This is a genomic window from Leifsonia sp. Y862 (assembly GCF_057669585.1).
This window is the reverse complement of sequence record NZ_JBYHFR010000001.1, coordinates 1,896,779-1,908,269: the sequence shown is the minus strand read 5'-3', so window position 1 is coordinate 1,908,269 and position 11,491 is coordinate 1,896,779. Positions and strand designations below refer to the sequence as shown.

Genomic DNA, 11,491 nt, shown 5'->3' with positions numbered 1-11,491 from the left:
AATAATACCCCCCTCCTGTGGGCCAGTGCTGGAAGTCTCCTGCCAATACAGTGAGAATCCGATCGGGACCCCTAGTCCGATCCTTTGCCACCTACCGAATGGATCTCACTGTGGTTTCACGAATTCTCAACTCACTCGCAGCCCGACGCAAGCAGCTGGGCGAGAAGGAAAAGGGCTTCACCCTGATCGAGCTTCTCGTTGTCGTCATCATCATCGGTATCCTTGCCGCCATCGCTATCCCGGTGTACCTGGGTGTGCAGAGTTCTGCCAAGGACAACGCGGTTAAGTCCGACCTCACCAACCTCAAGACCGCCGCCATCGCTTTCCAGACATCATCGGCGACCCAGTCCCTCCCGACATCGATTGCTGACCTTACCGCGAACATCACCATTGATGCCGGTAACTACACCACGGCGCCCGCATACACAGCTGTTGCTGCTGTTGTGGGGCCGCCGGCTGTCGCTGCAGGCTTCTGCATCGGGGCTACCGCCTCGAACGGTAACAACTGGCGGATCACAGCCACCACCGCGCCAGCACGCGGAACCTGCTAAATACGAAGTTTCTGAGCTCACAAGGTGGGGTCTCGCTCATGCGGGGCCCCACCGCAGCTTTTCCTGAAATGACCACGCCATATCCGAAATTCGCGGGAGGTGAATGTTGAAGACACTCCGCACACGTCTCGGTGACGATCGATCCAGGGGCCTTTCCCTTATCGAAGTCATGGTCGCGATGATGATCTTCGCAATCATCGCCCTCGGCGTTGGCTACGGACTCATCTCCACACTGACGATTACACGCGATAACAAAGCGCGCGAAGTCGGATCGAATCTGGCAGCAAGCGAGATTGATAGGGTGCGTGCACTCGCCGATCCATTTGCGGTACACGATGGAAGCAAAACTGTCGCCGTGACGGCCACCGAAAGCTATACCGTCAAGACAACCACTGCCTGGGTTACTCCGACGGGCAATGTCTCGACCTGTGGAACGGCTGGCGGTCCACTCCAATACAAACGCGTCACCATCAAGGTGACGTGGCCGAGTATGCGCAATGAGGACGTTCCGGTCCTGGTTGACACCCTATTGTCCCCAAGTAAACGGATCAATGATCCGACCAAGGGAACGATTCTTGTCTCCGTCGCAGGTTGGAGGGCGCTAGGCAAAGCCGGTGTGACGTTCAGCATCAGTCCGTCCATAGGCATCGGGGCGTTGACCCCTACTGACTCCGATGGGTGCAGCTACATTCTTCAAGCCCCAGCCGGGACCTATACCGTCAGTCTCACCAACACGGGCATGATCGACGCCCTCAAGCAGCAGGCGAATCCGTCGGACACAAAACCGGTGACGGTTGGTTCGTCCACGGTATTTAACTTCACGTACGATCAGCGCGCCCGTTACAAGGTGAACTATGCGTCGAATTATGCGAATACTGTGCGCCCCCTCATCCCAACCAATCTCGATTTCACCTTCCTCAATACGTATGGCGTGTACACGAAGACTGCGGTGCAGTCGGGATCGACTGCGTACGTAGACCTGCATCCCTATCCGACTGGCTATGAGGCGGTGGCCGGGAAGTACGTGGAATCCGCGCCATTCTGTACGTCGGTTGATCCGGAATCATGGGATCCCGACACGCGTGTTACCCCTCCGCTGTCGGGGCAACGACCTGAGCTTTCAATTGACCCCAACGCTGACGGCACAATCAACGTTCCGATGGGTGTTGTAAACGTCAAAGGTGGTGGAGGAGACGGTTTTCTCACCGCGGTCTCTCAACCGTCGGTTCTGCTGCCAGGACAACCAGCCTGTGCAACGGCACCAGCAACAACGATGACGTACGAATTCGGCAACGTGATTCCCGGCTCTGGGTCATCAAGCATCAACGTCGCCCTGCCGTACGGCTCATGGAAGTTCTACACCCGGTCCGGCGCCAGTGCACCCTCAACCACGGCACTTAACGCGGGCAGGATCACGCGAGTGACCGCCGGCTCGCCAGTAAACACGTCAACCGGCGAATTCGCGCTGGATCCACGATGATGCTCTCAAGGCTTCGCCGCGACGATGGCATCTCCCTTGCCGAACTTCTTGTTGCAATGGTGCTGCTCGGAATTGTGCTCGCAATGGTGACCGGGCTCTTCGTCAGCGTTGCCAAATCGGTCTCTCAGAGCCAAGCGGTTAATGACAGCACACGAGTCGCGTCGAATGCATCGAATGCGATGAGCAAGGTGATCAGAGTCAGCACGAATCTCGCGGTCTCCGGTACACCGGTCGCTACTCCGGCGATAGAGTTCGCGGGGCGCGAGGCGCTGATGCTTTATACCAACGTGGACGTCAGCAGCGCTATTGGCGTCGCGGACCGCCCGTCGCGCCCTACGAGAGTCCGGTTCGAAATAAATGCAATTAGTCGGCAGCTGACGGAAAGTCGATGGAGGGCGACGGAGGCTGGTCGCTTCTGGACCTTTGCGGCCGCAACAACTCCGCCCAGTTCGGTGAGAAACCTAGACGGGCCGTTCTTAGCTCCAACCGGGAGTATCTCACCCCTGTTCACCTATCTTGACTCAGCTTCGGTTGTCGTACCAACACCGGCGAGCGGCACTTTGTCGGTCGCCGATATCAAGCGCATCGCGTTTGTTCAGGTCACTGTCTCGATCGGGTCGGCTGGCGGCAATACCGCGTCGACCATCGTAAATACCATCAAGCTTCTCAATTTATGAACGGTAGCGACAAGATGGAAAAACGGCTCCTACAGTTTGCTCGTTCGGGACGCGAGGACGGCGGTGTTGCGCTCGTAGCCGTGATTGGGCTGTCGATGGTGATGCTTCTTTTGGTTGCGACTGCGCTCAGTTTTTCGGCTAGCGGACTGGTGAAGGCTCGCACCGATCAAGACTGGAACGCGGCGCTTTCTGCGGCGTATGCCGGAGTGGACGAGTACGCGAGCCGACTCTCTAATGACAGCACCTACGTGAAATACGGCAATCCAGCTGCGAACTTCACGAGGGATAATTCGAGCAGTACGACTGTCACTATGCCGCTTGCCGTGAACGCTAATCCAGCATTCGGTATTCGTGCGACTGATGGATGGGCTGTGGTCGCCGGGTCCGACGGCCGCGCTTCCTTCCGGTACGAGGTCGACAACTCGTTGTATTCACGCCGTGGCGATATTCGAATTCGATCCACAGGTCTCGTGGGTAAGGAGACGCGGAGCGTAGTCGCAACGCTGAGGCAAGACGGCTTTCTGAAATTTCTTTACCATACTGAATATGAACTAATGGATCCGCAGGTCACGGGTGTGGCTTGCGTTGTGAGTCATGCGCCTCACGACGCAGATTGCCAGGAAGTCGTATTTGGAGACGCCGACTCCCTTACCGGGCCAATCCACTCAAATGACACTATTCGAGCCTGCGGCACACACTTCAACGGTGACGTCACGTCATCCAACAGTCCGCTTCATGTGTTGACCTGCGGCACTGCCATTGACTGGGGAACTGGGCGTACTGGACCTACGTTGTCGTCACCTCTTGGCATGCCGGCGACGAATGCCAGCATGGCGAATGAGACCCGTGTGGATTTGCCAACCGACGTTCCCCGCCCTGGATGCATGTATACGGGTCCGACAACGATCACGTTCGCCGCTGACGGGATGATGCGCGTGATTTCTCCATGGACGAAATTCACCCGTCCCTCCCTTACTGCAGGGGTTGCGAGCCAGAATCCCAACGCTGCCTGTGGCGCTCTAGTTGACCTGCGTTCACCAACGGGTGCGGTGGTTCCGGTTCCGGACCAGAATCTGATCTTCGTTCAAAACGTGCCGACGTCGGTGACTGACCCCAACTACACAAATTTGGCTACTCCGCCGGCTAACTTTAGCTGCACGGGCACGGGCCCATCTTCAGGCTGGACGTACGGCAGCAGTCCTGTCGCGTTCCAGTACCCGATCACTAATGAAGTGATTCCTCCCTCGTCTACCGCCGCAGCTCCGGCATATAAATGCACCAATGGTGACGTCTTCGTCAAAGGCAAGGTGAGGGGCGCAGTAACGGTTGCCGCGGAGAACAACGTTTACGTGACAGGCGACCTGACCTATGTGGACGCTGGAATCGATGTGCTCGGCCTGGTCGGACAGAACGCCGTGTGGGTGTGGAACCCGATGAAGTCGTGCACGGGAACTCTGGACATGATGTCCAGACCCGCTCTCCACCGGACGTGCACCGCCATGCCCCCGGTCGACACCGACGACTCGTCCACCCGAACCATTCAAGCGGCAATCCTCTCTGTGGGCCACACATTTCAAGTACAGAATTTCGATACCGGCGCAGCACGCGGAACGCTCAACATCCTGGGCACGATCACCCAAAAATTCCGCGGATCCGTAGCGTGGCAGACGGCGGGAGGCTCACCTACTGGTTACACCAAGGTGTATGTATATGACGACCGTCTGATGACGACTGCGCCACCAAAGTTTCTGACCCCAACCTCGACCACATACGGCGTGACGCAGTATGTCGATGCGTCGGCGGGATTCAAGGCTGACGGGAGCCCTCTCCCGTGATTGCCGTGGCTGAAACCGACCCAACGCCGATCCTCACGATCTTCGCTGGCGTGCTCGGACTCCTGGTCGGCTCCTTCCTCAACGTCGTCGTGTACCGGGTGCCCAATGGGCTCTCCATTGTCTCGCCGGCTAGCGCGTGCCCCAGCTGCAACAGCACAATCAAGCCACACGACAACATTCCTGTGCTGTCCTGGTTGCTGCTTCGTGGCAAATGCCGACAGTGCAGTGAGTCAATCTCGAAGCGATATCCGCTCGTTGAAATTGGTACGGGCCTGGCGTTTGTAGCGGTCGCGCGCTGGGCCTCAGCGACCCCGGATACCGGGGAGTGGTGGGTATCGCTGAGCGCGTCGTGGGGTGCCCTCCTCATCGTTGTCGCCTTCCTCTACCTGGCCGCAATCAGCATCGCCCTCGCCCTCATCGACCTCGACGTACACCGCTTGCCCAACGCGATCGTGCTGCCCAGCTACATGGTTGGCATCGTGCTGCTCGGCACCGCCAGCATCCTGAACGGCGACTACGAGGCCCTGATTCGCGGCGGGCTCGGCCTCGTCATCCTGTGGGTCGCGTACCTGCTCATGGCGCTCGCCTACCCCGGCGGCATGGGCTTCGGCGACGTGAAGCTCGCTGGCGTGCTTGGCCTGTTTCTCGGCTACCTCGGCTGGGGCCCGCTCGCCATTGGCGCGTTCGCGGCCTTCCTGCTCGGCGGGCTCTTCGCGGTCGGACTCATGCTCTCCAAACGCGCCACCCGCAAGAGCGGCATCCCCTTTGGCCCCTGGATGCTCGCGGGCGCCTGGATTGGAATCTTCTTCGGCACCAGGATCTGGACCGGCTACCTGTCGATCCTCGGTCTGTGACAACCCCACATCTGCACAAACGCACCGCACGCAATACAAAAACGCACTGCACGCAATACAGAGGAGTAACCCATGGCAACGAGTGTCGTAGGAATAGACATCGGCAACCTCGCGCTACGCGCTGTCGAAGTGATCGACCCATCCAAGCCGAAAGCGACGGTGGTGCGGTACTACGAGGTTGCTTTGCCCGAAGGCGCGGTGAGCCGTGGCGAGGTGATTGAACCCAATACTGTCGCGGGGGCGCTCAAAGAGCTGTGGTCGAAGGGTGGGTTCAAAAGCAAAGACGTCGTGCTCGGCGTCGGCAACCAGCGGGTGCTCGCCCGTGACCTGACAGTGCCGAAGATGTCATTGAAGCGCATTCGCGAGTCGTTGCCATTCGAAGTGCAGGAAATGCTGCCTGTTCCCGTCGCCGACGCGCTGCTGGACTTCTACCCGATCTCTGAGGGCGTCGGTGAGCACGGTCCCACTGTAAACGGGCTGCTCATCGCGGCGGTGAAGGAAGCGGTACTTGGCAACGTCAAGGCCACTCAGCTCGCGGGTCTCACGACCGTCGACGTTGACCTGATTCCCTTCGCGCTCAGCCGCGTGCTTATCTCCCGCCCTCAGGTCGCTGGCATCGTGGCCCTCGTTGACATCGGGGCAAACACCACCAGTGTGGTGATCGCCAAGGACGGCGTGCCCCAGTTCGTGCGCATCATCCCAACTGGGGGCGACGACCTGACGCAGGCACTTCGCAACGGACTTGACGTGGATGCCGCACAGGCAGAACACATCAAACGATCCCTCGGTCTCGCCTCCCAGGTTGCCTCGCTCGAGGAGAAGCAGGCCATCGAGATCATCTATCAGGTGGCTAGTGAGCAGCTGACCAGCCTGCGGAACACCATCAACTACTTCATCAACACGCGCCCAGGCGACTCGGTTACCCAGATCGTATTGAGTGGCGGCGGTGCAATGCTGCCGGGCCTTCCCGCGGCCTTAGCCGAAATGACCAGGTTGCATGTGGTCGCCGGCGACCCGTTCTCGACTGTTGCCGTTGCTAAATCAGTTGATGCCGAACACTTACGGAGAAACGCGCCAGCTCTCACTGTCGCGCTCGGACTGGCATTGGGGAGCGCAGCATGAGCCGTCAAGTGAAAGCCGATGAGTTGGTCATCGGTGGAGAACCCCGTGTCGATCTGCTGCCACAAGAGGTGCGCAAGGGGCGCAAAGCAAAGGTCGTGCGTCGTCGCCTCGGGTTTGGCGTTGTCGGAGTGCTATTGCTCGTTGTTCTCGCCAGCGGCGGCACAGTAGTGCTGTCGATCCAGGCACAGCTGCAATTGCTTGAGGCACAGACCCGAACGACCGACCTCCTTGCCGAACAGGGCAAATACATTGAGGTGCGCACGGTGCAGGAGCAGGTTGCCGTCGCCCAGGCGGGACAGCAGGTCGGGGTCTCGACTGAGATCGACTGGAAGAAGTACCTCGAAGGCGTGCAGGCGATCCTCCCGGCCAGCGTGACGATCGACACGGTCAGTGTTGATTCAGCTTCACCCATGGCCCTTTACGCCCAGTCGACTGCGCCATTGCAGGGTGACCGCGTCGCCACGGTGAACTTCACCGCCAAGAGCGCAGTGCTGCCCGACGTGCCGACGTGGCTCACCGCGCTCAAGACCTTGCCCGGCTACGCGGATGCGCTGCCTGGGTCGGTCAACCTGGATGCCGCGACCAATACCTACACGGTCGACATCACAATGCACGTCAACGATGCCGCGTTCGCTCAGCGCTTCGTGACCGAGGGGAACTAGTCATGGACAAGAACAGAATCTGGATCATTGGCTCGGTGCTTGTCATGGTCGTGGTGCTCGTGCTCGGCTGGATAGTCGGCATCCAGCCACAGCTCACCGCGATTGCACAGGCCAACGAACAGCGCGCCGGTGTTGAGGAGACGAACGCGCTGCAGGAAGCCGCGCTGGTGAAGCTCAAAGAAGATTTCAAGGGCATCGACAAACTGAACGCCGAGCTGGCGTCCCTCTCCGAATCTGTGCCCGCAGGAACCGAAGCACCCGCCTTCGTCAGCCAGCTTGACGCGCTTGCCATTGCGCACGGCGTGACGCTCAAGGGCATGACGATGGCAGACCCGCTGGCATACACGCCGGTCGTGCCCCCTGCAGCCGCTGTGCCGGTGGCCGCCGACTCTGCGGAGTCGTCCACTGAGTCGAGCACCGAGTCGAGCACTGAGCAGGTACCAGACGCTGCGCCGGCCGACACGGCAGGCGTCCCTCCGGTCACGAACGCGCTCATCACCCCCGATAACTTCGCCTCGATGGCAGTGACGGTCAGCGTGTCAGGCAGCTACGCCAACGTGTTGAACTTCGTCAACGGACTGCAGGCGGGTACACGGCTCTTCCTGGTCACCGGCTTGACAACGGCGGCAACGACTGACGCGCCAGACCAGGTAGATGCAACCGTCACCGGCCTCATCTACTCACTGGTCTCCGCAACCCCCGCAACAGAGGTGGGAGCTGGATAGCGCGGAGACATCGCTAGGCGTTTCCTCCGCGGGGTGCCGCGACGCGCTCAACCCAGATTGCTAAGGTTGCTCCTGAACGGTACGGCCACCCGGTCAACAAGGAGTACAGCATGAGCGAAAACACGCCGCACGACGACAGAATCACCCCGTCAACGGATGCCGAGGATCGGGCTCCCGAGACGGCAGAGACTGTCAACGCCGCTGAGGTCAACGCCGCTGAGGTCAATGGCTCGAATGTCGACCGCACGCCGGTTGGCCACACCGAGGTTGACCACACGCAGGCCGACTACACGCAGGCCGACTACACGGAGGTTGATTACACCGTTGGAGCCGATGCGGATGTCGACCCCGACCCCGACGCCAGGCCGGTCAAGGTCGTTCGCACCGAAGAGGTAGCTGAGGCTGCCCCGACCGCGTCATACCCGGTGCCCGCTCCAGCCGCCGACGACACCATCACCCGCGACACCTACGCGCCCGTCGGCAGCGCCGCCACGCTCACCGGCGAGCAGGGAACCGCAACCGCAGCCGCAGCGACGGCCGCGACCGCGACGCCGGCCACGCAGTACCCGTCGTACACCGCGCCCGCCGCCGCAGCCAGCCCGATCTATGTTCAGGCCCCCACCCCGCCGCGCACCAAGGGAAACCGCGCCGGCGGCATACTGATCGCCTTGATTGCCACCGTGGCATACACCGTGATCTACGCGATCGCCGTCTTCATCATCGCGGGCCTCACCAGCCCCACTGTCGAAGCCGCCACAGAGACGTTCGCCGCGTTCGTCGTTCGCCCGGTGTTCTACATCCCGATCATCTTCTTCTTCCTCGCCTTCGCAGCTCTCATCGCAATCGTGAACCGCGGCGGCTGGTGGGCGTACGTGCTCTTCAGCTTCCTCGTTGCGGTCGTGGTGTACTTCTCGTACATCGGGGGAGCGCTGCTCACCGTGAGCGCCTGGAACCTCACCCCCACCGAAGCCGCGCAGTTCGTCAACACCCAGTGGCTGAACCCAGGGGCGATCGCGGCGGCCGTCATCGCCCGCGAGGTTCCGGTGTGGTTCGGCGCGTGGATCGCGAACCGCGGCCGCAAGGTCACCGAGCGCAACCTCGAGGCACGTCGCGAATACGACCGTCAGATCGCCGAGGGCCCGCAGCTCACGCGCCCGGCCTAGCCACACTATGCGCGACTACCAGCGATACGCGATCATCGTGGCTATCTTCGCCACCATGCTTTACGTCGCTGTGGTCGTCGCGGCGTTCGGCATGATCAGTCTCTTCACGAACACAGACGTCATCACCGAAGCGGATGCCGGCCCCCTCGTCGGCCCGTTCATGGTGGGCGCCGCCACCGTTGTCGTGCTGCTGTTCATGGTGGTCATCGGCATCCGCACGTCTCCGGAGCGGCAGCGCGTGGCCGTCGTGGCCGCGCTCATCGCCGGTGTCGTCGCATTCGTCGCGTTCGTGGCCACCGGCGGGATCGTTTACGGGGTGGGCCTGGGGGAGGCCGTCGAGATCGTGCTGTTCGCCGGCGCCAGGCTCGGCAGTGTCTTCGCCTGGGCCGTCGGCATCCTCGCGTTCGTCGTGACGCTGCTGTATTCGATCGTCCTCGCCTCGCGCGTGGGAGAGAACGGTCGTCCCCTCTGGCCGTGGGAGCGCCGCGGGGAGTAGGCCAGAGTGTGGCGGTGGAAGAGAGCCACGGCAGGCATCCGCGCGGTCCCACCTGATTTACGGGTGAGAGCACTAACGTTGGGTGTCATGGACGGGTCCATCCACTCACGCGTCAACCATGAGGTTGACAACTGGTTGCGTTGGCTTCCGCGCTGGCGCCCCGGCACGCATCGCAGTCGCACGCGGCCGTGCCCCCAATGCGTCGGGTCGCCCATCATGGCGGCGGCCGGCCTCACAACGGATGTCCCCCACGCGGTTCAGCACGCACTCACCATGCGCATGAAGCTGGTGATCGACGCAGACGTCGACGAATACACCGACAAGAACCTCCCGCTGCTCAGCCGTGAGATGCGGATGACGGAGGATCGCAAAGCCGCGGAGTCGTACCGGCCAGCTGAGGGCCTTGAGCCCGAATTCAAGGGCCTTGAGCTCGACCCGCCGGCAGCCCCAGACGCCCCGTACCTCTTCACCCTGGGTGAACTCGCGCGATCCGCTGAAGAAACTGGCGTGGCGCCAACGCCACCACCGCCGTTCAGCGCGGAGGAAAAAGCCGCCATGAGAGTGGAGCTGAAGCTCGCCGACGACCACGCAAATCTGGTGGGAAAACAGATCTGCACCGAGCTGGTGTCACATCGTGATCGCATCCACGCGGGAGTCGCTGCATACGTTGAACCACAGGTGCAGGCGCTGCTCGCCGATCTGGAGCGCAGCCTTGATTCTCCCCTGTGGCCACCGGGGTCGTGAGGTTGCTGTGAGGGCTCTGCACGGGCCCGGTTTCAGTTGACTGGGGTACCGCCGGCAGGTTAGTATTTTCCGGTGTGCGCTTTGTCGTGCGCTTGAATTCTGCCCTCTGGTGTTCTGCATCGGAAAAGGCCTCAAGCATTCGTGACGCACTCATGCAGGGTTTGCTCTCCGAGCAGCCCCCACGGCATACCCAACAACACATGCAGAATCCGTTTTGTAATGGTTCGCGGGTCCAGATGAACTCGAACGGCCTGGCAACAGGCGCAGATCGAATGCTAACCATCAACACGCTGTCACCGTGCAGCAATAACAAGGAGTAATTAGTGCCAACCATTCAGCAGTTGGTTCGGAAGGGCCGCAGCCCCAAGGTCACAAAGACCAAGGCTCCCGCCCTGAAGTCCAACCCGCAGCAGCGCGGCGTATGCACCCGTGTGTACACCACCACGCCGAAGAAGCCGAACTCGGCTCTCCGCAAGGTCGCCCGCGTCAAGCTGTCGAACGGTACAGAGGTCACCGCCTACATTCCCGGTGAGGGCCACAACCTGCAGGAGCACTCGATGGTGCTCGTACGCGGCGGTCGTGTAAAGGACCTCCCGGGTGTTCGCTACAAGATCGTTCGTGGCGCACTGGACACCCAGGCTGTCAAGAACCGCAAGCAGGCTCGCAGCCGCTACGGCGCGAAGATGGAGAAGAAGTAATGCCCCGTAAAGGACCAGCTCCCAAGCGTCCCGTAGTTGCTGACCCGGTATACGGCGCCCCCATCGTTAGCCAGCTTGTCAACAAGATTCTTCTTGATGGCAAGAAGGGCCTCGCTGAGCGCATTGTTTACGATGCACTCGAAGGCGTCACCGCCAAGAACGGCGCCGATGCAGTTGTCACGCTGAAGAAGGCACTCGACAACGTTCGTCCGACCCTCGAGGTGCGTTCGCGCCGCGTCGGTGGATCCACCTACCAGGTTCCGGTTGAAGTCAAGCCGCACCGCGCCAACACGCTGGCACTTCGCTGGTTGACCAGCTACGCCAAGGCGCGCCGCGAGAAGACCATGACCGAGCGCCTCACCAACGAGATTCTTGACGCATCCAACGGCCTCGGTGCCGCAGTGAAGCGTCGCGAAGACACGCACAAGATGGCCGAGTCGAACAAGGCCTTCGCTCACTACCGCTGGTAGCGAGCCGGAGCGTG

General features: G+C 61.1%; 13 protein-coding genes. All 13 read left to right on the top strand.

From position 1 onward, the window contains the following. Window positions 1–110: 110 nt before the first annotated feature. Entirely contained in the window at window positions 111–551 is a 441-nt protein-coding gene (locus AC25Z0_RS09090) for a type II secretion system protein (RefSeq protein ID WP_488132949.1), read from the top strand. Between the two features lie 103 nt (window positions 552–654). After that, window positions 655–2,031 (top strand): type IV pilus modification PilV family protein, encoded by a 1,377-nt coding sequence (locus AC25Z0_RS09085; protein WP_488132948.1) that lies wholly within the window; start codon window positions 655–657, stop codon window positions 2,029–2,031. After that, window positions 2,028–2,708 (top strand): PulJ/GspJ family protein, encoded by a 681-nt coding sequence (locus tag AC25Z0_RS09080; protein WP_488132947.1) that lies wholly within the window; start codon window positions 2,028–2,030, stop codon window positions 2,706–2,708. Before AC25Z0_RS09085 ends, AC25Z0_RS09080 begins: the two co-directional genes overlap by 4 nt. Continuing rightward, window positions 2,705–4,543, top strand: a complete 1,839-nt coding sequence (locus AC25Z0_RS09075) for a hypothetical protein (RefSeq protein ID WP_488132946.1) — start codon at window positions 2,705–2,707, stop codon at window positions 4,541–4,543. Before AC25Z0_RS09080 ends, AC25Z0_RS09075 begins: the two co-directional genes overlap by 4 nt. Before the next feature lie 5 nt (window positions 4,544–4,548). After that, window positions 4,549–5,397 carry a prepilin peptidase gene (locus tag AC25Z0_RS09070; RefSeq protein ID WP_488132945.1) on the top strand — a complete coding sequence of 283 codons (849 nt, stop codon included), beginning with the start codon at window positions 4,549–4,551 and terminating at the stop codon, window positions 5,395–5,397. Window positions 5,398–5,469: 72 nt separating this feature from the next. Continuing rightward, on the top strand, window positions 5,470–6,519 hold the full coding sequence (pilM, locus tag AC25Z0_RS09065) for a type IV pilus assembly protein PilM (protein WP_488132944.1): 1,050 nt from the start codon (window positions 5,470–5,472) through the stop codon (window positions 6,517–6,519). Further along, window positions 6,516–7,181 carry a hypothetical protein gene (locus AC25Z0_RS09060; protein WP_488132943.1) on the top strand — a complete coding sequence of 222 codons (666 nt, stop codon included), beginning with the start codon at window positions 6,516–6,518 and terminating at the stop codon, window positions 7,179–7,181. The genes pilM and AC25Z0_RS09060 overlap by 4 nt, the downstream gene beginning before the upstream one ends. 2 nt (window positions 7,182–7,183) lie before the next feature. Continuing rightward, entirely contained in the window at window positions 7,184–7,906 is a 723-nt protein-coding gene (locus AC25Z0_RS09055) for a hypothetical protein (RefSeq protein WP_488132942.1), read from the top strand. A 110-nt stretch (window positions 7,907–8,016) separates the two neighbouring features. Beyond that, window positions 8,017–9,069, top strand: a complete 1,053-nt coding sequence (locus tag AC25Z0_RS09050; protein ID WP_488132941.1) for a hypothetical protein — start codon at window positions 8,017–8,019, stop codon at window positions 9,067–9,069. A 7-nt stretch (window positions 9,070–9,076) separates the two neighbouring features. Next, the gene (locus AC25Z0_RS09045) at window positions 9,077–9,565 is read left to right on the top strand and encodes a DUF6121 family protein (protein WP_488132940.1); all 489 of its coding nucleotides are present in this window, start codon (window positions 9,077–9,079) and stop codon (window positions 9,563–9,565) included. Between the two features lie 87 nt (window positions 9,566–9,652). After that, the gene (locus AC25Z0_RS09040) at window positions 9,653–10,309 is read left to right on the top strand and encodes a spermidine/putrescine ABC transporter substrate-binding protein (RefSeq protein WP_488132939.1); all 657 of its coding nucleotides are present in this window, start codon (window positions 9,653–9,655) and stop codon (window positions 10,307–10,309) included. 323 nt (window positions 10,310–10,632) lie between these two features. Beyond that, window positions 10,633–11,007 (top strand): 30S ribosomal protein S12, encoded by a 375-nt coding sequence (gene rpsL, locus AC25Z0_RS09035; RefSeq protein ID WP_055811472.1) that lies wholly within the window; start codon window positions 10,633–10,635, stop codon window positions 11,005–11,007. After that, on the top strand, window positions 11,007–11,477 hold the full coding sequence (gene rpsG, locus AC25Z0_RS09030; RefSeq protein ID WP_488120576.1) for a 30S ribosomal protein S7: 471 nt from the start codon (window positions 11,007–11,009) through the stop codon (window positions 11,475–11,477). The genes rpsL and rpsG overlap by 1 nt, the downstream gene beginning before the upstream one ends. Window positions 11,478–11,491 lie beyond the last annotated feature (14 nt).